Annotated in this window: 27 protein-coding genes and 1 riboswitch; of the genes, 14 read left to right on the forward strand and 13 right to left on the reverse strand. The window is 66.7% G+C overall.

Annotated features, from left to right (window positions below):
• Window positions 1-3 precede the first annotated feature (3 nt).
• From V6K52_RS12375 to V6K52_RS12385, 3 genes are all read right to left on the reverse strand, one after another.
• Window positions 4-1,218 (reverse strand): hypothetical protein, encoded by a 1,215-nt coding sequence (locus V6K52_RS12375; RefSeq protein WP_353950415.1) that lies wholly within the window; start codon window positions 1,216-1,218, stop codon window positions 4-6.
• Window positions 1,215-1,502, reverse strand: a complete 288-nt coding sequence (locus tag V6K52_RS12380) for a hypothetical protein (protein ID WP_353950416.1) — start codon at window positions 1,500-1,502, stop codon at window positions 1,215-1,217. Before V6K52_RS12380 ends, V6K52_RS12375 begins: the two co-directional genes overlap by 4 nt.
• 115 nt (window positions 1,503-1,617) lie before the next feature.
• The gene (locus V6K52_RS12385; RefSeq protein WP_353950417.1) at window positions 1,618-2,955 is read right to left on the reverse strand and encodes a bifunctional o-acetylhomoserine/o-acetylserine sulfhydrylase; all 1,338 of its coding nucleotides are present in this window, start codon (window positions 2,953-2,955) and stop codon (window positions 1,618-1,620) included.
• Between the two features lie 16 nt (window positions 2,956-2,971).
• A riboswitch (SAM riboswitch) is annotated at window positions 2,972-3,086 on the reverse strand.
• An 87-nt stretch (window positions 3,087-3,173) separates the two neighbouring features.
• Between V6K52_RS12385 and mgrA the strand changes: the two genes are divergently transcribed.
• A complete protein-coding gene (gene mgrA / locus V6K52_RS12390) occupies window positions 3,174-4,220 on the forward strand; it encodes an L-glyceraldehyde 3-phosphate reductase (RefSeq protein ID WP_353950418.1) in 1,047 nt (348 codons plus the stop codon).
• Window positions 4,221-4,238: 18 nt separating this feature from the next.
• On the opposite strand, the gene V6K52_RS12395 is transcribed toward mgrA, so the two are convergent.
• Together V6K52_RS12395 and V6K52_RS12400 are read right to left on the reverse strand one after the other, a co-directional pair.
• Complete coding sequence (locus V6K52_RS12395) at window positions 4,239-4,676, reverse strand: hypothetical protein (RefSeq protein ID WP_353950419.1); 438 nt, start codon at window positions 4,674-4,676, stop codon at window positions 4,239-4,241.
• Entirely contained in the window at window positions 4,669-5,031 is a 363-nt protein-coding gene (locus V6K52_RS12400) for a hypothetical protein (RefSeq protein ID WP_353950420.1), read from the reverse strand. Before V6K52_RS12400 ends, V6K52_RS12395 begins: the two co-directional genes overlap by 8 nt.
• A gap of 69 nt (window positions 5,032-5,100) precedes the next feature.
• On the opposite strand from V6K52_RS12400, the gene V6K52_RS12405 reads away from it, so the two are divergent.
• The gene (locus V6K52_RS12405) at window positions 5,101-5,991 is read left to right on the forward strand and encodes an alpha/beta fold hydrolase (RefSeq protein ID WP_353950421.1); all 891 of its coding nucleotides are present in this window, start codon (window positions 5,101-5,103) and stop codon (window positions 5,989-5,991) included.
• Here the strand turns inward: V6K52_RS12405 and V6K52_RS12410 are convergent.
• Window positions 5,963-6,745, reverse strand: a complete 783-nt coding sequence (locus tag V6K52_RS12410; protein ID WP_353950422.1) for a tryptophan-rich sensory protein — start codon at window positions 6,743-6,745, stop codon at window positions 5,963-5,965. The two genes, V6K52_RS12405 and V6K52_RS12410, sit on opposite strands and share 29 nt — an antisense overlap.
• A 69-nt stretch (window positions 6,746-6,814) precedes the next feature.
• Between V6K52_RS12410 and V6K52_RS12415 the strand changes: the two genes are divergently transcribed.
• The 3 genes from V6K52_RS12415 to V6K52_RS12425 are packed head-to-tail and all read left to right on the forward strand — an operon-like array spanning window position 6,815 to window position 9,863.
• Complete coding sequence (locus V6K52_RS12415) at window positions 6,815-7,111, forward strand: hypothetical protein (protein ID WP_353950423.1); 297 nt, start codon at window positions 6,815-6,817, stop codon at window positions 7,109-7,111.
• Window positions 7,108-8,688 (forward strand): hypothetical protein, encoded by a 1,581-nt coding sequence (locus tag V6K52_RS12420; protein WP_353950424.1) that lies wholly within the window; start codon window positions 7,108-7,110, stop codon window positions 8,686-8,688. Before V6K52_RS12415 ends, V6K52_RS12420 begins: the two co-directional genes overlap by 4 nt.
• A gap of 20 nt (window positions 8,689-8,708) precedes the next feature.
• Window positions 8,709-9,863, forward strand: coding sequence for a hypothetical protein (locus V6K52_RS12425; protein ID WP_353950425.1), 1,155 nt, complete (start codon window positions 8,709-8,711; stop codon window positions 9,861-9,863).
• Between the two features lie 95 nt (window positions 9,864-9,958).
• On the opposite strand, the gene rocD is transcribed toward V6K52_RS12425, so the two are convergent.
• The 3 genes from rocD to V6K52_RS12440 all read right to left on the reverse strand — a co-directional run bounded on the left by rocD (window position 9,959) and on the right by V6K52_RS12440 (window position 12,484).
• On the reverse strand, window positions 9,959-11,191 hold the full coding sequence (gene rocD, locus V6K52_RS12430) for an ornithine--oxo-acid transaminase (protein WP_353950426.1): 1,233 nt from the start codon (window positions 11,189-11,191) through the stop codon (window positions 9,959-9,961).
• Window positions 11,192-11,242: 51 nt separating this feature from the next.
• Window positions 11,243-11,923 (reverse strand): pyridoxamine 5'-phosphate oxidase, encoded by a 681-nt coding sequence (gene pdxH / locus V6K52_RS12435; protein WP_353950427.1) that lies wholly within the window; start codon window positions 11,921-11,923, stop codon window positions 11,243-11,245.
• A 63-nt stretch (window positions 11,924-11,986) separates the two neighbouring features.
• The gene (locus tag V6K52_RS12440; RefSeq protein ID WP_353950428.1) at window positions 11,987-12,484 is read right to left on the reverse strand and encodes a helix-turn-helix domain-containing protein; all 498 of its coding nucleotides are present in this window, start codon (window positions 12,482-12,484) and stop codon (window positions 11,987-11,989) included.
• A 98-nt stretch (window positions 12,485-12,582) separates the two neighbouring features.
• Here V6K52_RS12440 and V6K52_RS12445 point away from each other — a divergent pair, with 98 nt between their 5' ends.
• Window positions 12,583-13,398, forward strand: coding sequence for an oxidoreductase (locus tag V6K52_RS12445; RefSeq protein WP_353950429.1), 816 nt, complete (start codon window positions 12,583-12,585; stop codon window positions 13,396-13,398).
• Window positions 13,399-13,447: 49 nt separating this feature from the next.
• The gene (locus tag V6K52_RS12450) at window positions 13,448-13,978 is read left to right on the forward strand and encodes a nuclear transport factor 2 family protein (RefSeq protein WP_353950430.1); all 531 of its coding nucleotides are present in this window, start codon (window positions 13,448-13,450) and stop codon (window positions 13,976-13,978) included.
• 59 nt (window positions 13,979-14,037) lie between these two features.
• Here V6K52_RS12450 and V6K52_RS12455 read toward each other — a convergent pair whose 3' ends face one another.
• The gene (locus V6K52_RS12455) at window positions 14,038-14,568 is read right to left on the reverse strand and encodes a maleylpyruvate isomerase family mycothiol-dependent enzyme (protein ID WP_353950431.1); all 531 of its coding nucleotides are present in this window, start codon (window positions 14,566-14,568) and stop codon (window positions 14,038-14,040) included.
• 12 nt (window positions 14,569-14,580) lie between these two features.
• Between V6K52_RS12455 and V6K52_RS12460 the strand changes: the two genes are divergently transcribed.
• The gene (locus V6K52_RS12460) at window positions 14,581-15,411 is read left to right on the forward strand and encodes a hypothetical protein (protein WP_353950432.1); all 831 of its coding nucleotides are present in this window, start codon (window positions 14,581-14,583) and stop codon (window positions 15,409-15,411) included.
• 58 nt (window positions 15,412-15,469) lie between these two features.
• Here V6K52_RS12460 and V6K52_RS12465 read toward each other — a convergent pair whose 3' ends face one another.
• Window positions 15,470-16,180 carry a SprT-like domain-containing protein gene (locus V6K52_RS12465; protein WP_353950433.1) on the reverse strand — a complete coding sequence of 237 codons (711 nt, stop codon included), beginning with the start codon at window positions 16,178-16,180 and terminating at the stop codon, window positions 15,470-15,472.
• A 108-nt stretch (window positions 16,181-16,288) separates the two neighbouring features.
• Here V6K52_RS12465 and V6K52_RS12470 point away from each other — a divergent pair, with 108 nt between their 5' ends.
• On the forward strand, window positions 16,289-17,209 hold the full coding sequence (locus V6K52_RS12470) for an oxygenase MpaB family protein (protein WP_353950434.1): 921 nt from the start codon (window positions 16,289-16,291) through the stop codon (window positions 17,207-17,209).
• Between the two features lie 161 nt (window positions 17,210-17,370).
• On the opposite strand, the gene V6K52_RS12475 is transcribed toward V6K52_RS12470, so the two are convergent.
• Window positions 17,371-18,939 (reverse strand): DUF222 domain-containing protein, encoded by a 1,569-nt coding sequence (locus V6K52_RS12475; RefSeq protein WP_353950435.1) that lies wholly within the window; start codon window positions 18,937-18,939, stop codon window positions 17,371-17,373.
• Between the two features lie 205 nt (window positions 18,940-19,144).
• On the opposite strand from V6K52_RS12475, the gene V6K52_RS12480 reads away from it, so the two are divergent.
• The 5 genes from V6K52_RS12480 (at window position 19,145) to V6K52_RS12500 (ending at window position 23,516) form a co-directional block, all read left to right on the forward strand.
• Window positions 19,145-19,954, forward strand: a complete 810-nt coding sequence (locus V6K52_RS12480; protein WP_353950436.1) for a ceramidase domain-containing protein — start codon at window positions 19,145-19,147, stop codon at window positions 19,952-19,954.
• 39 nt (window positions 19,955-19,993) lie between these two features.
• Complete coding sequence (locus V6K52_RS12485; protein ID WP_353950437.1) at window positions 19,994-21,256, forward strand: hypothetical protein; 1,263 nt, start codon at window positions 19,994-19,996, stop codon at window positions 21,254-21,256.
• A gap of 124 nt (window positions 21,257-21,380) precedes the next feature.
• Window positions 21,381-21,998: a DUF6318 family protein gene (locus V6K52_RS12490; protein ID WP_353950438.1), complete on the forward strand. Its 618-nt coding sequence runs from the start codon at window positions 21,381-21,383 to the stop codon at window positions 21,996-21,998.
• Window positions 21,999-22,348: 350 nt separating this feature from the next.
• Entirely contained in the window at window positions 22,349-22,885 is a 537-nt protein-coding gene (locus V6K52_RS12495) for a hypothetical protein (protein WP_353950439.1), read from the forward strand.
• Window positions 22,886-23,093: 208 nt separating this feature from the next.
• Window positions 23,094-23,516, forward strand: a complete 423-nt coding sequence (locus V6K52_RS12500) for a DUF6318 family protein (RefSeq protein ID WP_353950440.1) — start codon at window positions 23,094-23,096, stop codon at window positions 23,514-23,516.
• 387 nt (window positions 23,517-23,903) lie between these two features.
• On the opposite strand, the gene V6K52_RS12505 is transcribed toward V6K52_RS12500, so the two are convergent.
• A complete protein-coding gene (locus V6K52_RS12505; RefSeq protein ID WP_353950441.1) occupies window positions 23,904-24,323 on the reverse strand; it encodes a hypothetical protein in 420 nt (139 codons plus the stop codon).
• Window positions 24,324-24,325: the final 2 nt, after the last annotated feature.

Below are 24,325 nucleotides of genomic sequence, written 5' to 3' on the forward strand. Positions count from 1 at the left end.
CGCTCAAGGATAGGTCGGCGCCGAGACCTTCTCCTCCGGCTTTCCGGCGACCTGATTGTTCGCGGCGTCCTTGACCTTGGGCACGGCCTTCTCCAATGTCGATCCGGCGACAAACATCTTCTTGGCGTTCGCACCCCCGGCAGAGACTGCCCTCCAGTCGTCGAAGAACGACTTGTCTGCCTGCCGTCGGGCCACAGCCGTGCCGTGGGCGCGCCAGACCTGCACCTTCTCCTTGAGCTTGAGGCCGTCGGTCGGGGCCATCCTCGGCACCTTGTCCACGGGGACGACCATCCGGCTCAGGGGAGCTTTCGGGTCGATGAGCTGGCCCAGTTTCGTGTACTTCTTGTGCAGCTCTGCGCGGGTACCGATGAGGAACCGATCCTTCGTGGCCAGGCTTTCGCCGAGGTAGGCACGCTTGCCATCGGCGAGTCCAGACAGAGGCCGGGACGCCGCGAGCGCCCCGCTCTTGAGACTCGCAGCACCGAGGACGGTCACGTTGGCAGCGGTGTTGATGCCGATGTCCTTCCAGCTCCCCTCGTCATAGAACACCCGGATCGCGACCTGACTGAGGGTGTTGACCGCATCGCTGACCAAGAGGACCTGTCCGAGCACTGGCATCTTTTTCACGGGAGCGGGGAGACTCGACAGACCCTGCGAGAAGCCCTGCACCTCGGTCAGCGCGGTGTAGTGCCAGGAGTCGTCGAGGATGTCGTCGGCGAGCGCCCGCAGTTGCCGGGCCAGGAGCCGGTCCGCGCGCTCAAAGCGCTCCCAGGCGTGGGCGTGCTGCCGCTGAGCGGTACCCATCCGCTCCAAGACCTTGTTCTGCTCACTCAAAAGGTCGTCCCACGTTTGCCCGGCGTCCATTCGTGCCGTCATCTGGACATCCAATGTCGCGTATGCCGCGCGCTCCAGTCGGTTGGAGGCAATCGCCTGCTGCGCCACGTCTTGCGCCTTGCCATGCTCGGTGGCGAAGACCCGTAGGGCGGCCGCAGCGCCGGCATAGCGATGGACCAACGCGTCGAGGAGTGGTGGTGACTCGCGGACACGTTGCTCGAAGACCTCGCCCGCCGGGCTGTCCCACGAAGCACCCGCCTTGATGTTGACCAGGACAGCGTTGATCGACGAGAGCTTGGCGGCACCTGACGTCAGGGATGCCGCCAGGCTGTTGATTGACTCGGTGTTGCCCTCGACGGGCCGGAGGATCGCATCAATCATCATCTGGTGGGACCTCCGGTCATCCGCCGTACCGCAGACTCGGTCTCCACATAACCCGCCCCCGCGCCTTGAGCCTTGTCACCGAGGTCACGCAGGGTCTTGGCGAGCAGAAGTCGGTTGCGCTGCCAGCCTGCAAGGAGGTCATCGAACGCCTCAGAGCTCTGGCCGGCGCCAAGCGCCCACCGATCAACCGACCCGTCGGCGGTGGACTCCAACCCGTCTGCCACTTCACCCAAAGAAACCCCGAGCGCTGCAATGACCTCGGCGCCGATCTGCATGCGTGTCATGCCTCAGACGCTAGATCGATCCGCGAGAACCGCCGCCGAGTTATCCACACAACCTCCGGACGACCTATTGCGCAATCCGTCGGAAGAGCGACGGATTGCGCAATAAGTGATGTCTCTAGGCGCTCTTGGCGGCAACGAAGCCGAGCTCTAGGTCCGCGAGGATGTCGTCGATGTGCTCGATCCCGACCGCGAGCCGCACCAACCCGGGTGTCACACCCGCGGCAAGCCGGTCGGAGTCCGGACCCTGCGAGTGCGTCGTTGACGCCGGGTGGATGACCAGGGACCGCACGTCACCGAGGTTCGCGACGTGGGAGTGCAGCAGCAGGGCCTCGACGAACCGGCGCCCGGACTCCGCCCCTCCCGCGATCTCGAACGCGAGGACCGCGCCCGACCCCTTCGGCGTGTACTTCTGCGCCAGCTCATAGAAGTCGTCGCCGGGCAAAGACGCCCAACGCACCGACTCCACCTGGTCGTGCCCCTGCAGGAACTCAGCGACCGCCTTGGCGTTCTCGAGGTGGCGGTCGATCCGCAGGCTCAAGGTCTCGACACCTTGCGCGATCAGGAACGCGTTGAACGGTGCGACGGCCGGTCCGAGGTCGCGCAGCAGCTGCACCCGCGCCTTGAGGATGTAGGCGAGGTTGGCACCCAGTGGCGAGCCGACGCCGAGGTCCCGCGCGAACACGAGACCGTGATAGCTCTCCTCGGGCGTGTTGAAGTTCGGGAACTTCTCGGGATCGGCAGCGAAGTCGAACTTCCCACCGTCGACGATGACGCCGGCGATCGTCGTGCCATGCCCACCGAGGTACTTCGTCGCCGAGTGCACGACGATGTCGGCGCCGTACTCGAGCGGCCGCAGCACATAGGGCGTGGCCACCGTGTTGTCGACGACGAGCGGCACGCCGGCCTCATGGGCCACGGCAGCCACTGCTTCCACGTCGAGGATCTCGATCTTGGGGTTGGAGATCGTCTCGCCGAAGAAGAGCTTGGTATTGGGGCGCACCGCTGCTCGCCACGACTCGGGGTCGGTCGAGTCCTCCACGAACGTCACCTCGATGCCGAACTTCGGCAGCGTGTGCTTGAGCAGGTTGAACGTGCCGCCATAGAGCGACGGGGACGCGACGATGTGGTCGCCGGCCTCGGCGATGTTGAGGATCGCGATGGTCTCGGCGGCCTGACCGGACGCGACGAGCAGTGCGCCGACACCACCTTCGAGCGAGGCGATGCGCTGTTCGACAGCGTCCTGCGTCGGATTCATGATGCGCGTGTAGATGTTGCCGAACTCCTTGAGCGCGAACAGGTTTGCCGCCTGTTCGGTGTCCTTGAAGACATAAGAAGTCGTCTGGTAGATCGGCAGCGCGCGAGCGCCCGTTGTGGGGTCCGGCTCCTGGCCGGCGTGGATCTGCCGGGTCTCGAAAGACCAGTTGGGCGTTTCTGAAGTGGCGTCGTCAGCCATCGCAAAAGCTCCTTGTATGCCGTGCTTGCGGGCGCCGGTCGACGCTCCGCCTGGTCTTCACCCGGGGCACCCCACCGCGGTTGGAGGGTTGCCGGCCAGCGAGCCGGGGCTTGTCACTGGCACTCATGACCTGAAGTTGAAACGTTAACGCCGTGCACCCCGGTCGCGGCAGCCGCGTCTCTGATCGTGGACCGCGATAGGCAGGCATGATGGGTCTCATGACCTTTCACGCCGATGAGTACAAGGCGGCCGCTGGCCGCTACCGCGCAGGCATGCCGTATCGCCGGGTCGGGCGATCGGGTCTCGACCTGCCCGCGATCTCTCTCGGCCTGTGGCACAACTTCGGTGACGACGTGCCCCTCGAGCGTCAGCAGGCGATCCTGCGCCGCGCCTTCGACAAGGGCATCACCCACTTCGACCTGGCCAACAACTACGGCCCGCCCTACGGCAGCGCCGAGCGCAACTTCGGCACGCTCTTTGCCCGCGACTTCAAGCCCTACCGCGACGAGCTCATCATCAGCAGCAAGGCGGGCTACGACATGTGGCCCGGCCCCTACGGCCAGGGTGGCGGCGGACGCAAGTACATCCTCGCCAGCGCCGACCAGTCGCTGAAGCGCATGGGTCTGGACTACGTCGACATCTTCTACAGCCACCGGTTCGACGAGACGACGCCGCTCGAGGAGACGATGGGGGCGCTCGATTCGCTGGTGCGACAGGGCAAGGCGCTCTATGTCGGGATCTCGTCCTACTCCGGCCCGCGCACTCGCGAGGCCGTCGAGATCCTGCGCGAGCTCGGCACTCCCCTGCTCATCCACCAGCCGTCCTACTCGATGCTCAACCGCTGGGTCGAAGAGGACCTGCTCGATGTCCTTGGCGAGAGCGGTGTCGGCTGCATCGCCTTCTCGCCGCTCGCCCAGGGGATGCTCACGAGCAAGTACCTCAAGGGAATCCCTGAGGGCTCGCGGGCAAGCCAGGGCAAGAGCCTCAGCCCGGACCTCCTCACGCAGGAGTCGCTCAAGCACGTGCGCGCGCTCAACGCGATGGCCAAGAAGCGCGGTCAGACCCTCGCCCAGATGGCCTTGGCCTGGCTCCTCAAGGACGACCGAGTGACGTCGGTCCTCGTCGGCGCCTCAAGCGTGGAACAGCTTGATGACAACCTGCTCGCGGTCAAGAACCTGAAGTTCAGTGACGCCGAGCTCAAGGCCATCGACAAGCACGCCGTCGAGGCGGGCATCAACCTCTGGGCGTCGTCCTCACGCGGCTGACGTCACGCCGGTTCTGAGTCAGGTGGCTGAGCTGCGCGCGCGGTTCAGCCACCAGATGCCCAGCATCGGCAGGAACAGGGGCACGTAGCCGTAGCCGGAACCGAAGTGCGACCAGACGGTCTTGTCCGGGAAGGCGTCGGGCACGGCATACGACAATGCTCCGACGACAAGGACGCCGACAAGCTCGACGGTGCACGCGAGAAGCGCGATCCGCGTGCTCTTGCGGTCGCCGCGAGCCATCCCGACCGTGGCGATGATGTAGATGACGGCCGCGAGCGCCGACAGGACATAGGCCAGCGGTGCCCGGTCGAAGTACTCCGCGATCTGCAGGATCGAGCGACCGGTCGCGGCGAGCGCGAGGATGCCGTAGACCGCGACGAGGATGCGGCCCGGCCCACGCGCCGAGTGCGTCTCCACGGGCGACTCGGGTGCTGTGTCTGAAGTCGTGTCAGGCATGGAGGTCCCAGATCTGCTGGAGGCGGAGAGTCATGACCGCCACGGCGAAGGAGCCCACCGCGATCGACGCCATGGCCCACCGCGTCTTGTCCTTGATCGCACTCCACACGGTGATGGCAAGGACAAAAGGCAAAGTGACGAGGTATGCCGTGAACGTCGCCTTCGGCTCCGTGCCGTCCAAGGACGAGATGCCGGCCAGGCCGCGCACGAGCTGGATCACGACGCCGAGCTCGACAAGGGCCGCCAACCCGAGGACGACGTTGCCGATGAGCCTGTCGAACAGCGCGTAGCCGCCGGCGACGACGGTGAGCAGGATCGCGGTGGCGACGAGCACTTGGGTGAGCGGGAGGAGCACGGCGGACAGCCTACGTCGCACGCATCACCTCTCCGTGTCACGGTCAGCAACGTTTGATTGGATGCGGGCATGACTTCTGCGGAGATCGGTGACGTGCGGATCGAGTACGTCATCGACGGCCCCGACGATGCCGAGCCGATCCTGCTCATCATGGGGATGGGTGCGCAGCTCGTGGCCTGGCCCACTGATCTCGTGGACCTGCTCGTGGCACAGGGATTCCGGGTCATCCGCTATGACAACCGCGATCAGGGGCTGTCGTCGTTCACGGATGCGCCGCCGCCGACGCGTGGCCATGTGGTCCGGGGGCTCGCCGCCAGGCGGTGGGCCGTGGCGGACTACACACTGGCGGACCTCGCTGACGATGCCGCGGGGCTGCTCGAGCACCTCGGCATCGACTCGGCGCACGTCGTGGGGGCATCGATGGGCGGGATGATCGCGCAGGAACTCACGCTGCGGCACCCCGACCGAGTGCGCTCTCTCTGCTCGATCATGTCGAACACCGGGCACCGTCGCCACGGCCGTTCGTCGCCGCGTCTGCTCCCAGCGCTGGTCCGTCAGGTGCGTGCCACACCGCCGACGACGCGCGAGGAGGCCATCGAGGTCGGAGTCGAGGCGTTCCGGGTCATCGCCGGCCGGGACTTCGACGAGGACGAGATGCGTGGGCTCGCGGAGGCGCACGTCGCGCGCAGGGTCAACACACCGACGAGCCGCGACCGGCAGCTCAACGCCATCAACGCCTCCCCCGACCGCACGGCTCGACTGCGGACGATCACCGTGCCGACGCTGGTCATCCATGGGCTGCGGGACCGCCTGGTCCTCCCCAGTGGCGGAGTCGCCACTGCGCGAGCCATCCCCGGGTCGCGGCTGCTGATGTTCCCCGAGATGGGGCATGACCTCCCCCGCGGTCGCCGCGCCGAGATCGTTGAGGCGATCAGCCAGAACGCGCGTCACTCCGGGTAGCCGTCGCTGCAGCAGCGATGACGGCGACCGCCACGGCGGCGGCTGCCACAGCGATGACGTTGGACCGAGGATCGTCAGTCAGCCGGCCCCACCCGAGCCAACCGACACCCCACACCACTGCGGCCGCGACGAACCACCGCGTGCCCGGCATCCGCACGAGCAGCCCGGCCAGTGCGGCTGCCACGACCAACGCGAGGACGCCCCAGCCCGTGGCCAGGCCACCGGTCGCCGGAACCCCGGACCCGACGAGTGCCGCAGCCAGGTTCGCGAACGCGGCGACGGCGACCCAGCCGAGATAGAGGCCGACGGTGGCGCGCACGAGCCAGAGGCCGAGGGTGCTGGCTGAGTCGTCGCCCGCGCTCACGACTTCCAGAGCCAGTCGCGCGAGCACCAACAAGAGGGTGAGGATCACGATCACGCTGAGCCAGACCCACCCCTGCTGGGTCACGAGCAACCAGGTCGCATTGAGCACCATCGACGCCGCCACCCACCACCCAGTGCGCTGGGCCAGTTCACTCCTCCCTGCCTGCGGGAGCCATTGCCACACCGTGTAGGCGGCCAGCCCGAGGTAGATGACCGACCAGATCGAGAAGGCCGGGCCGGCGGGGGCGAGCAAGGTCGCGTCCGCAGCGAGTGCGCCGCCGGACGACTCCGCGACCCGGGTGCCGATGACCCCGACGCCGACGAGGGTGCCAACGATGCAGAAGAGCTCGGCGAGAGTCACGCCGAGTTGACGAGTGCGGTCCGTGGTCATGGCCTCAGCCTGCCACCGCGGGGAGTTCTCCCCATTCCGAGAGAGCGAGAGCTGGCCTAGCGTGGACGCATGACGATCCGGATCATCGCCGGTGAAGTGCGCTCCGCTTGGGAACTTGGGGCCAAGGAAGCGCGCACCGACCTGGGGAACACGAGCACCGACCTCGCTGATGCCGAGGGCACGTCCATGGGCGACCTCGCGGACGACCTGACGTATGCCGTGGGGCGGGTTCGCGGGGTCACGACGACGACGAGTCGGGTCATCGATTCCTTCAAGACCAACGTGGAGTCGTGCATCACGACCTACACGACCACTGACCAGGCGTCCGCGGGCGCCTTCGTCCAGCTCACCCCACCGCAGACATGAGCACCATCACCGACATCATCGACGAGCTGCAGGGTGTCCTTGCCAAGCTGCAGGAGGTCGACCTGTGGCCCCCGTGGGACGCAGCCCAGACGATCGTCGATCTCATCGGCACCATGGTCGAGATCGCCACGGAGGCCCCCGACCCCGCGCCGACCGACGTCGATGACGCCGCCGCAGCATGGCGCCGCCTCGGCCGGACCTGGAGCGCTGCCTGCACCGATGTGGGGCGCACGCACACCAAGACGACGGTCGCCATCTGGGAGGGTGACGCCGGCAACAGCTACCGCTCCTCCCTGTCGGCACTCGAGAACAGGATGGACTCGGTCAAGCCAGCCAGCTCCAAGATCGACAGCGCGCTGGGCACGCTGAGCACCGGGATGACCGACGCGCGCAAGCGTCACGGTGACGCCTGGGACGAGCTCGACAAGAACAAGTCGATCTCGTGGGGCGACATGTGGCCGTGGGAGCTCAAGGACTACATCGCCGGCATCCTTGAAGCCGTGGTCCACGCTGCCGGTGAACTCCTTGGCTCCTACCAGGACGCCAACTCTGCCATCACGACGGCGGCGCGCGACATCCGCAATGCGGTGGATGAGCTCGAGCTGCCGCACGAGCTTCCCGACGGTGTGAGTCCTGTGAGCGCAGTGAATCTCTTCGTCGGTGGCGGTGACGGCAATGACTCAGGGCCGTTGCGCGGCAACGTTGTCGAGCGGGCCAACGACGCCATGGTGGGGATGACACCCGAGGAGCGGGCAGCCGCCCAGCGCCTGCTCGCCGACGCCCCGGACGACACGGCCCGAGGGTGGCTGCTCGCGGCCATCGCCGCCGGTGCGACTGGCACCACGCTGCTCAACTACTCAAGGAAGCTCGGCCAGCTGACTCCCGCCCAGCGTGAGGCCCTCGATCCGACGTCGCACCCCGGCGTGTTCACCCAGCCGGACGCCACGACCTGCGGTTCCTCGAGCCTGCTGCTGTCCAAGATGCTGAACGACCCGCTCTATGGCATGCAGATCATGACGGGATACGACCCGCGAACTGGCCAGCAGGTCGGCGATCCGGGCGCCGTCTCCGACGATCGCAACCCGCTGCCCCCAGGCGCCACTCCCGAGCAGATCGCCATGCACAACCGCTTCCAGCACGCGGCCATCGACGTGCATGAGCAGACCAATGGGTTCACCACCCACGACGGCAAGTTCAACGGTTGGTGGCCGGAGGCAGCTGGCACGAGTCCGGGTTCGGCCGCGCGTCACATGTCGGGCGATGGCGGTTCGGGGACGGGCGGCGGCTACGAGACGCGCTACGTCGACCCCGACAATCCCGGCGACGCCTACGACCGCATCGCCCGAGCCGCCGACAACGGCCAGGCCGTGCCCGTCTACACCTACGACATCCAGGGGACAGACAACGCAGGGGCTCACGTCGTCCTTGTCACCGGCACCGAGGACGGCAACCTCCGCGTCTACGACCCCGAGTCGGGCGAAACCAGGACCACGACCCGCGAGGAGTTCGACTCGCGTCAGCTCAGCGAGTCAATGGGTTGGGACAAGCCCCTCGTCGCCATCCTGCCGCCCGAATGACGACGTGGCAGGCTGACACCATGCGCGCACGCCGATGGTTGACGACGATCGCGATCGGGGGCCTTGGCGTCGGACTCCTCAGCGGCTGCACCCCCAAGGACGGCCGCACCTACCCGAACGCCTCGGACGTGACGCGAGCCCAGCAGGTGTGGGCAGATCCCTGGCTGGCGACCGCCGGGGCAACGGTGGCCGGACCGGACGGCTCAGCACCCAACGTCGAGCGCTCCATCACCGGACGCGCCTACCAAACACAGGTCCCCCCGCGCGCAGTCGCCATCACCGAAGTGCGGGCAGCCATCGCAGCTGGATGGCGGCTTCTTGGAGCCCAGTGCGGCGCGGATACACCGGGCGACCCCGGTTCGGCGAGCGCCCAGCTGGCTCGAGGCTCCCGGCTGGACGACTGGAGCCTCGCGAATGTTGCGAGCTCCAGACGAAGCGCCAACGTCGCGCCAACTCCCACGGCAGGCATCCCGGCAATCGATGACTACACGCAGGTCACGGTTGGGGCCTCGGTTCCCCATCACCTTGACACGGCATGGCCCGACCCCCCAACGATCGAACTGGAGGCAAGTTGTCTGGTTGATGGCCCGACCACGACGTCGTCGACTCCGGGCCCCTCGTCCACGCCGTTGGTCGAGCCCACCATCGGGCGCCTGGAGGGAGAGCGCGTCGACCCGCCGACCTGGTCGGACGGCGCCGAGGGTGACCTGCGAGCAGCAGTTGACACCCTCGCCGACGACTCGGGGTTGAAGTCACTCGGGCTGTCCTTGGCGATGCCGGCCGCGAGCGAGGATTCGGAAGCACGTGACGCTGCGATGGCTTCGGCGACGGACGTCGCTGCGTCCGGTGGTCTGGCGGACTCTGTCAGTTCACTGACCGCGGAGGGGTGGACCTTGACGTATGCCGGGTGCATCGGTCCCGGTGCACCGAACATCGCCGAGCTGGCCCGTCCGGCCGGCAAGCGCACCGCGGTCCTTCGCCTGTCACAGGTCGCAGCGACGACGGACGCCTCACCGGTCGAGGCAAAGGTGGTCGTGTCGACGCCGGGCTACAGCCCCAAGACGCCAGGCGCCATCACGAATCCCTGCTTCACGGATGCGACACCACCAACAGCGTTCTCCCACAGGGGAGTTCCCTCGCTTGGCCCGACGCGGATGTTCCCTCTCCAACGCTGACCCTCCCGCCGACGCAACGGACAAGGTCCCGCGCAACGCGGCATACAGCACGCGTTCTGCGGGACCTTGTCTCGTCAAAATGAGGGTGAAACGGCTTAGGCGGTGAGGGAGTCCTTGACCGCCGCGACGAGCTGGTCGATCTCGTCCTCGGTGATGACAAGGGGCGGCGCGAGACGGATCGTCATGCCATGGGTGTCCTTGGCGAGGATGCCGCGCTCCATGAGGTGCTCACACATCTCGCGTCCGGTCGGCCCACCGGGCGTGACATCGAGGCCGGCCCACAGTCCGCGCACGCGCACGGCGTCGAGCCCGTTGCCGACGAGCGGCTCGAGCCCGGCCAGCAGTCGCTCACCCAGCCGACGCGCACGCTCCTGGTACTCACCGGTGGCGAGCAGACGGCATACCTCATGTCCGATCGCGGCAGCGAGCGGGTTGCCACCGAAGGTCGAGCCGTGGGACCCGGGCGAGATGACGCCGAGGACGTCCTTGTCGGCGGCGACGGCGGAGACGGGATAGAGGCCTCCGCCGAGGGCCTTGCCCAGGATGTACATGTCGGGCACGACCTCCTCGAGGTCGCACGCGAACGTCGTGCCGGTGCGGGCCAGACCCGACTGGATCTCGTCGGCGACCATGAGGACGTTCTGCTCGGTGCACAGTGCACGCAGGTCGCGCAGGAAGCCCTCGGGCGGGACGACGACGCCACCCTCACCCTGGATCGGCTCGAAGAGCACAGCGACGGTGAAGTCGTCCATGGCGGCGCGCACCGATTCGATGTCGCCATAACGGACGGCCCGGAAGCCGGGCGTGTAGGGACCGTAGTTGTCGTGCGCGACCTTGTCGTCGGAGAAGCTGATGATCGTGGTCGTGCGGCCGTGGAAGTTGCCCTCCATGACGATGATGTTGGCCTGGTCCTCGGGGACGTTCTTGACCTCGTAGCCCCACTTGCGGCTGACCTTGAGCGCAGTCTCGACGGCCTCGGCACCGGAGTTCATCGGCAGCACCATGTCCTTGCCGGTGAGCTCGGCGAGGGCCTGCGAAAACGGTCCGAGCTGGTCGTTGAAGAAGGCGCGGCTCGTGAGCGTCAGGGTGCCCAGCTGTTGGCGGGCACGCTCGACGAGGACGGGGTGGGAGTGGCCGAAGTTCAGGGCGGAGTAGCCAGCGAGGCAGTCGAGGTAGCGCTTGCCGTCGACGTCCGTCACCCACGCGCCCTCACCACTTGCGATGACCACCGGGAGGGGGTGATAGTTGTGCGCCGCATAGCGCTCGGTCGTCTCGATGTGCTGCTCGGTGCTCACTGCCGGGCTGGTGCCGGTCTGCTCGAACGTCATGGCGGGCTCACTCCTTCGTCGTGTGGTCGCGATCAGCGTAACTGCGCCCAGTCAGGGCTGACGACGGCCCAGCGTCCACGCCGTGGCCTCGTCGAGAGAGCCGTCTGCGACACGGGTGAAGACGAGGCGATCGTGCAGCCGGTTGGACCGCCCGCCCCAAAACTCGACCTCGTCGCAATTGATCCGATAGCCGCCCCAGAAGTCTGGGACGGGGACGTCGTCCGGGCGACCCTTGTCGGGCCACTGCGCCGCACACCTTGCGTATGCCGTCTCGAGCTCGGCTCTCGATGTGGCTGGCTCCGACTGCCTCGATGCCCACGCCGAGATGCGTGATCCCCACGGCCGTGAGCCGAAGTACTCGGTGACCTCATCGCGGTGGAGCATCACGGCCCGGCCGCGGAACCGGATGGCGCGATACATCGACGGCCAGGTGAGGGAGGCCGCGATCGACGGGTTGCCAGCGAGCTCAATTCCCTTGGCGGACAACGTGTTCGTGAGGAAGCCCGGGCCGCGATCGTCGAAGAACCGCATCAGGACGGTGCGCACGTTGGGGACACCGTCAGCGTCCACGGTGGCAACCGACAGCGCGTGTGGCTCGGGGACATCGACCTGAGCGGTGGAGCGCTCGACCGCCTCATTGACCCAGCGCTGCGCCTGGAGCCACGGCGTCGCGGCGACCTCGTCCTCGGACAGTCCAGTGCCGGTGTAGTCGATGCGCGTCACGTCGTTCATGTCATCGACCTTAGAGGCGCGTCAGTTGCGGCCTGCACCACCCTTCAGCCCCTGGATCCGAGGTCAGGTGTCGGCGGGTTCGGCGGGTTCGGCGGGTTCGGCGAGTTCGGTGTGGATGGTGTCGCGGGTGACCGGCTGGCCACAGTGGTGGCAGAGCAGATCGACCTGGACCGGCTGGCCGCAGGAGTGCCGGCGGGTGATGGCCGGTCTGTCCACTGCCCACCTCTCGCCCCACTGGGAGAGAGCGAGCATGACCGGGAACAGTTCCTGGCCGGCCTCGGTGAAGTGGTATTCGTGGCGGGGCGGGTGTTCGCTGTACGGCCGGCGTTCGATGACGCCGGCAGCCTCAAGCTTGCGGAGTCGGTCGGCGAGGATGTCGCGGGAAACGCCGGTGTAGCCCGCGATACGGGCAAAGCGGTGCACGCCGTAGCCGATCTCGCGCAGCGCCAGGAGCGACCACCGCTCGCCAAGAATGTCCAGAGCGCCCGCGAGTGAGCACGGTCGGACTGCCAGGGGCTGCTCGTCCATGCGGATGCCGGGGCGCGCGTCGGGATCTGTCATCACCTCACCCTAGCCACGTGTGTTGTCATTTCCAACTCACTCGACTACGGTTGGCGACTCAGTAGGAGATCACAACACACTGCGTCCAGGAGCTCATGATGAAGACAACTCGCCCGGTAGCACTCGTCACAGGTGCATCCTCCGGCATCGGGAAGGAAGCCGCGCTCGCGCTGGTCACAGCGGGTTTCGACGTGATCGGAACGAGCCGCGACACCTCGCGGGCCACCCCGCTGGAAGGCGTGGCGTTCATCGACCTCGACGTGGCCAGTGACACCTCGGCCACCGCTGCGGTCCAGCAGGTGATCGAGCGGTTCGGACGGATCGACGTCCTGGTGAACAACGCCGGCGTCGGCGCGATCGGCGCAGCGGAGGAAACCACCATGGCGCAATCCCAGGCAGTCTTCGACATCAACGTTTTCGGAGTCATGCGCATGGTCAACCAGGTGCTTCCACACATGCGAGCGCAAGGAAGCGGTCGCATCATCAACCTCTCGTCCGTGCAGGGATTCCTCCCCGCTCCGTACATGGCCGTCTATGGCGCCTCCAAGCACGCGATCGAGGGCTACTCCCAGTCCCTGGACCACGAGGTCCGGGAGTACGGCATCCGGTCACTTCTCGTCGAGCCGGCCTACACCAGGACCGGATTCGAGGCCAACAGCACGCAACCCGACGCGCCCCTGCAGGTGTACGCACAGCAGCGGCAAACCTTCGGCCGCGTCATGACGGCGGCGATCAAGGACGGCGACGATCCCGCCGTGGTCGCCAAGGTCATCGTCAGCGCGGCGACAGACCCCAATCCGAAGCTGCACTACACCGCCGGACCTTTGGCCGGACGCGCCAGCATGCTGCGCCGCTTCGCCCCTGCCCGAATCTTCGACCGTCAGATCCGCAAGCTCAACCAGCTGACCGACTGACGCACTCCTACCGAGAACCCATCGCTCCCCTCAGACCGGGAGTGAGCCCATGCCACCAGCCACACAGTCCACTGCCGCCACCGTCGCGCGCTGGCGCGCCGCCGCGGAAGGCGCTGACGCCCAAGCCGCCGTTGCCTGCCTGAGCCCGGACATCGTCCTCAGCTCGCCGCTCACCGAGCAGTTCCGCCTCGAAGGACCCGAGGAGGTGGGCGACTTCCTCGCCTCGGCGTTCACCGCGATCGAGGACATCCGCTTCCACACCGAGATCGGCCAGGTCGACGCATACGCGCTGGCCTACCGGGCGCGGATAGGCACCCAGCCGTTCGAGGAAGTTCAAATGTTGCGGTTCGACGACGACGCACAGATATCGGAGATCTCCCTCTACGGACGTCCGATGCCGGCCCTGACCGCGCTGATGATCACGCTGGGCCCAAAACTCGCTCGCCAACAGGGCCGCCGTGGCCTCGCCGCGCTGCTGCGCGCCACCAGCACACCTGTGCACTCGATGGTCACCTTCGGGGACCGCCGCGTGGTCCCCCTGACCCGGCCCCGAAGCCCCGAGCTGCACAGGGGTCGCTGAGGAAGGACGACCCGAGGCTGGCCCCGCGCTCGGGCGATGGGCGACTTCGGGGGAAGCGGTCAGCCTCCTGTGCTGGGACTCCGTCCGGCGAAGGCTGCGAGGCGGTCGTGGACCGACGCATCGGCCGCCGCGTCCACCTCGGGCTCGAAGGCACCCTTCCGGTTCTCGGGCGTGAGGTTTGCACTCATGAACGCGTAGGCGTGCTCGGCCACCTCATCGTCGAGCGAGGTCTGACTGCCCGTCGACCGCGCGAGATCCCAGCTGTGCACGGCGAACTCCGGGATCGCCGCGTTCGACGAACCACCGGACTCATCCGCCTTCACCTGCTCGAGCAAAGCCGCCGCACCGGAGCGAAAGTCCGCGGCGGGGTCCTCACCGAGCTCGGGCGGGTTGGCCCAGTCGACGTCTTTGCCGGCAAACATCGAGATGAAGTTCTGCGGTGATGCGACGACGTGGCGCACGAGGTGCCCGACCTTCCAGTCCTCGCACGTGGAAGGCGAGTCGTATTGCTCTGGCGTGACCTCGTCGAGCAGGCCGGCCGTCTGGTCGAGTGCGCGCGTGAGCAGGTTGGCGTCGGGCTGGGAGTTCATGGCGAACCTTCCGTGGACGATTGGCTGGCCGTTCCGACGCTACAGATCGTCACCGACAGCGTCGTCGCGTCGGCAACGCCGATCCCCGCGCCGTCCAGTCGCCCCCGATCGGGCGGTAGCGTCGCCGACACCATGCCGATCCACAGCTTCCACCTCGCGACCGTGCCGCCGACCACAGCCGCCCGCGCTCTCTTCAGGTCGCCGAAGGCCCAGGTTGACCACGGCGTCGCGGGGCTCAGCCACATCGAGCACCTCTCGCTCATGACGCTCGGCGCGCCAGCGCTCTCTCTCGAGCGCCTCCAGTTGCGGCGCCTCGCGGTCTTCGCCCAGTGGGACTCCGAGCAGGCTCTGGACGACTACCTCGGCGCCCACCCGCTCGGTCAGCACCTCGCCACCGGCTGGCACGTGCGGCTCGAGTTCGTGCGTCGCTGGGGCGCCGTCACCGGCCTCCACCGGCTGCCGCTCAACGCGAGCACCATGGATCCCGAGGAGCCGGTCGTCGCCGTGACCCTGGCGCACCTCAAGCTCCTCCACGTCCGCCGCTTCTTTCAGTGGGGTCGGCCGGTCGAGCGACTAGTGCGCGACTCCCCCGGCACCACCCTGGCCCTGGCCGCCATCCGACCACCACGGACGTTCTCCACGTTCTCGGTGTGGAATTCGATGCGCGAGATGCGCGCCATGGTCGAGGGCCACAACACCAGCCCAGCGCCGGAGCGTCACGCCACAGCGATGGCCGAACGCGAGCGTGAGGACTTCCACTACGAGTTCACGACGCTGCGCTTCCGGCCGCTGTCGGAACACGGTGAGTGGGAGGGTCGTCGCGGCATCGTCCCGACGCCCTGAGCAAGCAGTCCCGACACACGACCAACGACGGCGTATGCCGTCCCGCCCAGTGTGCCAGTCAGCTCGCCACGAGCTCGGCGCTGGCGAGCGCCTCGTTGGGCACGGCATAGAGCTCGTCGCCGACCCTGACCTGGCTGCGCGTGGCGAAGGCGGCCTCGACCTCGCCGACGGCACCGTGCAAGGCCCCGTCCACGACGATGCGCACCATGGCTCCGACCACAAAGGGCGAATGGCCCACTGTGACAGCGGAACTCACACGCTCCCCGCGACCGAGCGTCAGTGACTCGAGCTCCGCGCGATAGGCCTGACCCATCTCCACGCGTCGCCCGTGGAAGGTCCAGGCGATGACGAACTCGGAGTCGAACCCGTGACGGCAGCGCACGCAGCTCTGGACCCGCGTGGGTCGACGGTGACGCGTCGAGACGTGACCGTTGGGGCACTCACCACGCCACGGACCGTCGACGGTCGGCGCGTTCGTGGGCACCGTGCGCTCACCGGAGCAGCCGATGGCCATGGCCTTGGCCCGCCACACGCCGTCGTGACCGTGACCGGGCCCGACGAGGGCGTGGGCGATCTCGTGCAGGATCGTGTCGCGCACCTCGGCCTCGTCGTGAAGGCGAGTCAAGGGAGCGCTGAGAGAGATCGTGCGGCCAGCAAAGCGGCATACGCCTGCTCTGGTCTTGGCCCGATCGGTCGTGATCGTCCAGTGCTCCAGCCCGTGCTCACGCAACAGGCGGCGCCCGAGTGCGAGTGCCGGTGAGATCTCCATGACCACGATGCTGTCAGGAGCCACTGACACTGCCCGCCCGCGCTGGACCAAGTCACTCACAGGTGGGCCGTATAGGGTTTGTCCAACCTCGCCAACCAGGAGTCCGTCATGGCAAGACCCGACGACATCAGCACCAACTCCACCCGCTGGGATGCCCGCGCCCGGACTCAACTCGCTCACGCCCTGCGGTCACGCGTGGCGGGTGACGACGCCGCTGCCAAGGCGGCCGTCATCTGGGGCGCCGAGGGTGAGCGCTGGTTTACGCCCGAGGACCCGATCTGGCGAGTGCACGCGGACGCGGCGATGTTCCCCGGGGGCATCCGGGCGTTGCTCCTCCAGTCGTTGCATCCCCTCGCCATGGCTGGTGTTGCGGGGCACTCGGGCTTCAAGGGTGACCCGTGGGGGCGGCTCCAGCGCACCAGCGAGTTCCTCGCGACCACGACCTTCGGCACGATCGAGCACGCTGAGAAGATCATCGAGCGCGTGCGCTCGATCCATGAGCGGGTGCGCGGCAAGGCAGCCGACGGACGTCCCTACGCGGCGAGCGACCCCCACCTGCTCCGGTGGGTCCACGTCACCGAGGTGGACAGCTTCCTCGTCGCCTTCCAGCGGTATGCCGCGAAGCCGCTGACCGACGCGGAGGCCGACCGCTATGTCGAGCAGACCGCAGTCGTGGCGCAACGCCTCGGAGTCGTGGACCCACCGCTGACAACGGCCGCCCTGGCCACGGCGATTGAGGCGTATCGGCCGGAGCTGCAGTCCACGCCCGCCGCACGCGAAGCCGCCCGATTCCTGCTCGTGCACCCGCCGCTCCCCCTCGCCGCGAAGCCCGGGTATGCCGCACTCGCCGCTGGTGCCGTGGCGCTTCTCCCCCGCTGGGCACGCCGCCCGCTGCGGTTGCCGTGGTTGCCGTTCACCGAGAGGGTGCTGGCTCGTCCCCTGGGTGATGCGGCCACAGCCACAGTTCGATGGGCGATGACGGATCCGCAGGACGTGCGGATCGTCGCGTCGGAGTCTCGGACGGCCTGAACCGACGCAACGCAACCCGCTGGGACCCACGCTGAAACCTCCGCCAAGACCTCAGCGGGGCTCGACCTGCGTGCCGCCCCGGGTTGCGTAGACCTGGCTCGGCTCACATCCAGCCAAGGTCGGGTCGAGGTCCGATCAGCAACGGGTCGCGCCGGCAGGACTCACGCCACATCCCGCCAACGGTCGTCCTCTTCTTCCCACAGAGCCAGGTGCTCAGTTTCCAGTTCGTCAGCGATCTCCAGCACCAACCACTCGGGCATCGCGGACTCCCATCCTTCCGGCGGACCAGTGTCGAGTTGCCGTCGACGACGGCCCACGGCAGATCGCCTTCGATCGCGTGCGAACTCGGCCAGCCGTTCGGGCAGATGTCGGTCATAGCTCCCCGGGCTCAGGTCCCACGTGACGGATCGTCCGTGACCGTCGGGCAGATGGACAGTCGCGATGAGGCGCTGGTCGTGGACCTGCGTGTGGTGGCGCTGGCAGAGCAGCGCCGCGTTCTCAAGGTCTGACGGGCCGCCGTCAACCCAGTGGACGACATGGTGGGCTTGGGTCCACGCTGCGGGGGCGGTGCACCCCGGGAAGGTGCACTGACCATCGCGGTGCCAGAGGAACCTACGTTGACCCAAGGTGAAGAGTCGAGTGACCCGTCCGAGGTCGGCGATCTCGCCATCGGCTCCGAGGACAACGGGGATCACGTCGGCGTCGCAGGCCAGCTGACGCACGACTGACGGGGCGAGCATGGTCTGCCGCGCCCGCGATCCCAGCACAGCGCCACTCCCCTGTCCTCCGTCAACGCCTGCGAGTCCCGCCAACAGATCGGCCAACGTCACACTCACGTGCACGACAGTGGCAGCCCCACCGGGGTCCCTGTGTGCGGCCTCGGCTGAGGCTGCGCCCGTCAACACAGCGTCAAGGGCCTCCACCCGCCGCTGGCCCGAACAGCGCAGGTCGGCCTCGCCCGTGTCGGGGTTCGGCGCAGGCTTCGACAGTGGCCCGATCGCGGCTTCGAGCCTCGAGGCCTGCGCGGGAGTCATCGCCATCCGGTATTCCGTCAGGTCGCCGTCCGCCACGACAGGGCTGGACAAGAAGGCTCCGGCACGCAGCCGCTTCTGCTTGTCGTCGAACTCTCCCTCGATGCCGTACTTCGCCAGCAGTCGCGGCCGGATCTTGCGAGCCTCGGCCTGGCCCCACTCGACACCGTGGTCGAGGATGGCTCCCGCCACCGTTGGCACGGCATCCTCGACCAGCAGGTCCTTCATCCGAGCGACTTCACGCAGCGCGGTCAGAGCCAACCCTGCCCCCACTTCACCGGTGATCACGCGCCCCCACACGATCCCCTCGGGTCGACTCGCGTCACCGAAAGCACCCGCTTCGGGACCACCCCGCGACCACATGCCACCCGGTGTCGACGCTGCCGCTTCCTGCGCGAGCTGAGCCACCTGCCCAGCGCCACCCTGTCGCAGCGACGGCGCGTGCTCGCGCACCCAGGAGTGCACGGATCCGACACCTCGACGTGCGGACGCGAACTCGCCACGGTGGGCGGCCTCCGCGGTGACGCGCACCTGCGCGGCCGCCGCCTGCGACTTCACCTCATCGGCGAGCGTCATGACCTCGGCGAGGTCGGTGGCGCTGAGGGAGGACATCACGTCGCCGATGCCTGCCAGCCCGTCGCGAGCAGCGTTGAGCACCCCACGCAATGACGTGGCGGTAGCCGGCTGCTGCTCGTCCATCGATCCCTCCTCCAACGACTGATCCCAACCTATCGGCAGCCACTGACAGCGCCGACCACAGAGCGAATCCCGCAGTCCCCCAGCGGAACTGACGACCAACAACATCCGGCCAGAGCCACTGAAGAACGCTCACCAACCAACCTAGACGCGGCCACTGACAGCCAACTCACGACGCGATCGATCGACCTGTGCCACGTTGGTACGCATGCCAGACGCTGACTCACCCGGGACCGCACGGTCCCGCAACCGACCGCTGATCGTCACAGCGTTGACCGCTGTTGGGTCCGTCAGCCTGCTCGGTGCGGCCCTCGTCTTCGGCTGGCTGGGTCCCGACGTCGGCCGCGGCGGGAGCTTCTGCGAGGCCGCCCGCGACGCGTTCATCAAGCAACCCGCGAACACCTTGAGCAACCTGGGCTTCGTCGTCGCCGGGCTCGCCATCGCCTGGCACGTCTCCCGCCGCGGAACCGGCGCGTTGAGCGCGAGTCTTGGGACGGCATACGCCGTCTTGGTCGTGCTGCTCGGACCGGGAAGCGCGGCGATGCACGCGTCGCAGAGTGCGCTGGGCGGGCGCCTCGACGTCTACAGCATGTATCTGCTCGCGAGCTTTGTGTTCTCGTATGCCGCCGCTCGGCTCCTTGCGCTCCTGTTCGCCGGTTTCGCCGGGCTCTTCGTGGTGGTGCTCGGGGTGTGCACCATCGCCGAGTTCACGTCAGCGGATGTGCCGGTGGTCATGACGACGGGGAACGCGGTGTTTGCGGTCCTGCTGCTCGCTGGGCTCGTCATGGAGGTGGTCGTGCGATCGCGTGGCGCGAGTCGTCTCGACCTGCGTTGGGGACTGGCGTCGGCCGCTGTCCTCGTTGCGGCGTTCGTCATCTGGAACACCGGCAAGGACGGCGGCCCGCTCTGCGAACCGTATTCGCTGCTGCAGCCGCACGCCGTGTGGCACGTGCTCGATGCGGTGGCCGCGTGGCTGCTCTTCCGCTTCTATGCGAGCAGTCGGCCGGGCTGGGGATAACTCTGCGGCGGGTTTTGCGATTTTCGTGAGACTCCGTGCATGACCTCGAAGCATCTGTATGCCGTTGCCGCACTTGCCCTTTCCGTTTCCCTTCCGCTGGGCGCCTGCTCGCAAGCCGACTCCACCGAAGGTGAGGCGAAGCCGAAGGCCAGCAGAACGGCATACCCGCAGCCTGCCTACAAGGTGAACCACGAGCAGGCCAAAGCCATCGCCGCCGTGGGTCAGCGGCTCGCGGACGGGAGGACGTCGGAGCCGATCACGGACGAGTTCTACGCGATCGACTTCTGTCATGGGGCCGGTGAAATGACGATGGCTGAAATTGAACCGTGGTCCACCGGGAGCAGGCTCCCATCACCAAGCGCGAATGACCCGAGTGGTCCGACTGAGAGCGACTCGGCGCAGCTCGGCTTCACCATCGCCCAAGTCGTTGTGCTCGGCTCCTCCCCGGAAACCATGAAGTGGGCCGAGCAGAAGTTTGAGAAGGGTTCTGCGTGCCCGGACTACGACGGCACCCCCCTCACCACGCAAAAAGTCACAGTCCCGGGAGCATCAACCTCATTGGTGCGTACGAGATCAAACCCGCATGCCGTGGGATGGGAGGCGCACTCGGCGATGGGTGCGGCGCGAGTCGAGAATGCCCTCTTGTTCTGCTTTGCTGACGCACGAACGCGCCCGATGGCTTTGAGCAGCGTCACGTCATGCCTGACGGAGATGGCTTACGCCGTACCCCTGGCGGCCGAGCAGCCAGTTGCGATCACGGACGCCAACAGGGACGTGGCTACGAAGATGTTGCTCGCGCAGGTGGCCGGCAAAGACCTGCGAGCCACCGTCAGCCGACGCAGCGCAACGCTGCCCTGTGAGACCTCGCGGGCAAAATTTCTCCCTGACGGAACGATCGGGGCGTTGATCCAGACCGATGAACCAGCCACCGACGAGGATCCTGAGGCGTTGGAAACGGGCGAGCTCATGGCCCTGCTTGCCGCAGAACGACAGACCGACCCCGCTGCCGCGCGCGCGAAGGTGGCACAGGCCCGCGCCAAGTACTCGACGTGCTCCGGGAGGTATTCGCGAGGGGCTGGAGATGCTCAGCAGCATGGCGCGGTCACGGGGGTGTCCGATGCATCATTCGGCGATGGTGGCTTCACCATCACACGCACGTTGGAATTCGCGGGGAGAACTGCTCCTGGGATCGGTCAGGAGTCGATCTTCAGCGTCGGGCCCTACGTGATCCAGCTCAGCTCGACGGCCCCCGAGAGGGCTGAGGCCATAGCCACGCGACTCAAGGTGGTGACGGGTTCGTGAGCACGCTCACGGGGGCGCTCAAGTGGCGAAATTCGCCGATTTCTCTACTCTGGATGACAAGACACGATGCTTCGCGCGCCTCTGAACGGCTGCCTGGCACCGCACGACGGAGGGGTTCCGCACGATGAACAAGCGCAGGACGATGACGTATGCCGTTGCCGCAGCGACCGCTGCCACGCTCGCCTTAGCGGGCTGCAACGGCGGCGACAAAGACCCAACGCCCACCCCGACGGCGTCGAGTTCGTCGACGAGTACGGCCAGCCCGAGCGGTAGCAAGTCACCATCGCCAACTGCTTCTGCGAGCCCGAGCAAATCGACAGCAGGAGACACCCCTCCCGCAGCGCGCGCCAAAACGAACGACGGCGCTCTGGCTTTCGTACGCTTCTACTTCGATCAGGTGAATCTGGCCTACACCAAGCCGGATGTGAATTTGCTCCCACCGCTGGTTACTAACGCTTGCCAAAGTTGCTCTGGGCTCCAGAAGGGCGTCGTGGATATCGCGGCCGCGGGCCAGCGAATGAAGTCCAATCTCGTAGCTCCAATCCCATCGGCGACGATCGCTACCGAGGCGCCAGCTGGCGAGACATGGGTCAGGTTCACACTGTCGCAAATGACCGTGCCGGTCATTGACAAGTCCGGCAAGGAGCTTGAAGGCCAGAAAGCCAGCTCAGTTGCCAAGATCGTGGCGGTGGTTTGGGAGGGGGATCAATGGAAAATACACGGCATCGCAAATCAGTCCTAGGCGCTTCTATTGCTTTCTTCCTGTTTTCCGCCACTCCCGCATGGGCATTACCGCCCGATGTGAACGGCACGACTGGCTCAGATTCGCTGCATTTTAAGGGCCTCGGAAGGGCAGAACTCGCCGCTTTCGGAAAGCACCTACCAGGCTCTGTCGATTCGCCACCAAAACCGCCTTGGTACAAGTACGAATCGACCTCGTTTTGCAGTACTCGCCCACCTGGCGCGGCTGATGGGTTCGACCCAAGTTGCACTGCTGAGTACGCGGTGTGCAACCCAACGGGAGCCAACGGACCTACAGACGGCCCAGCAGTCCGTGTGTGGCGAATGGAGGTCGACCGTACGGGTCAGCCCGTGACTGCCGCCACTTGGGAGTCCTTGGGATTCACCTGCCTCGGAGGCTTGGTTCCGGGCGCCAACAACACATTGACGATGCAGATGATCCTTGATGAGTTCCACAAAACGACCTTCGCAAGGCCGTCTCCGACGATTCAGCCAGTCGGGCTTAAAACTTTGGTGAACCTGCCGACCTTCTACGAGTTGACGTGGCCAACGCAGGGCTTCGAGCCCGGCGAGGCGGACACGACGACCCTTGTCGGTCGACGGGTCGAGATCGAGCCGGTCTTCATGAGCGCGACCTACATCTACGGCGATGGTGGTGCCAGTGGGCCAGTCAAAACCTTCGGTGGGCCGTACCCCGATGGCGACGTGATACACACCTACCGCAAAAAGATGGTGGCGCCAGTCCAAATCAACGCCAACTACTCAGGCCGGTTCCGCGTCGACGGCGGTGCATGGATCACGATCCCCTCCACTGTGACGATCGAGGGCACTCCTGTGAACCTCACCGTGGCTGAGGCCAAGGCGCGGCTCTACAACGAGGGCGGCTGAGAACTCACACATGTTCTCCTCGTTGCCTTTTCGAGTCTCGACATTGGCTATCACCAGCTCGATCACGTATTCCGCAACCGCTGCTACGCTCGCTCTGGCGGGCTGCGGCGGCGCCACGACCACGCCGACCGCGTCACCGGGTTCGGCGAGTTCAAGTGGGTCCACCAGTCCGACCGGATCGTCCAGTCCGACGACAAGCGCTTCAGCCTTGATCGACATCCCGGCAGCCGCGAAGGTGAACACGGAGGACGGTGCCGTTGCGTTTGTGAGGTTCTGGTTCGAGCAAGTCAACGTGGCCTTCACCAGACCTAACCCCGACCTTATTCCGACGCTTTCCGCATCGAGTTGCAAGAGTTGTGCCAGCTTGGCCGAACACCCGGTGGGTTTCGCCGCCAAAGGATACCGAGTCCAGCCAGCCCCATTTCGCCCGCTGACGAACGTGAAGTCGTTGGGCCTTTCAACCGATGGCACCCGTATCGCCTTCACTCTCAGCCAAGGCGACGCCGACGTGGTCGATCGTTCCGGCAAGGTCGTCGATACCCAAAAAGCTGACAGCGTTGAGCGAGTCGCGCTTGTGGCCAGGAAGGGGAACCAATGGCTCATGGCTGGGTTGGCATCGCCTACGTCCTGACAATCGCTACTGCTTCGCTGGTCGGAGACTGCGTTGAACCTCCCCGTTACCGAGGCGAAGGCCTGGCTCTATAACAACTGTGGGCATCGGGTGGCACGTGCTCGGTCAGGTCCACGGCGGGCAGGACCGCGGCCACCCGTGACACGAGCCCTGCACCCTCGTCGGCGGATACCCCGACCCCGATGTTTCCCCAACCCCACGCCGAGCGCGTCGATGCGGTTGTGGCGCGGTCGTCGTCCATGTCGAGAACCTTGAAACCACAAACCTCCGACCTGTGGAGAACTCCGCGGCCGATCTCGCCAAACCCGCAAGGATCGTTGGTGTGAGTCCTTCCTCGACCGACGTTGGTAGACGGTTGGCTGTGGCGGGCCGGTGGCTGCGCAACGCCTACTTCCCCGACCGCCCGGAGAATCCCGACGAGGCACAGCCCGCGAGCACGTCCCGACGAATCCTGTCGTCGCTGAACGGGCTCCTCGTCCTGTCCCTGGCCACGTTCTGTGTGTCGGCTGCCGGGTGGGTCCTCGTTTCGGGAACAACCTGCAGCCACTCCTGTGACTCGTCCCGCATCGAATTGGGGGGCATCATCATGGTCTTCCTGCCCCTCATCACGGCAGCGATCATCGCGGTGCTGGTGGTTCTCCACGTGGCGGGTGGCGGGAGACCGGGTCGGTGGTGGATCCTCGGGTGCGTCGTCGTCGTGGCATCGTTCTTCCTCGGCGCGTCGGTCTTCGACAGCGCCTCCCGAGATCCTGATCGGACCTCGGTCGTGACCCAGCAGGCGATCCCTGCCAGTTGCAACAAGCCCACCC

Origin of the sequence: Knoellia sp. S7-12 (assembly GCF_040518285.1) — a bacterium.
Classification (GTDB): domain Bacteria; phylum Actinomycetota; class Actinomycetes; order Actinomycetales; family Dermatophilaceae; genus Knoellia.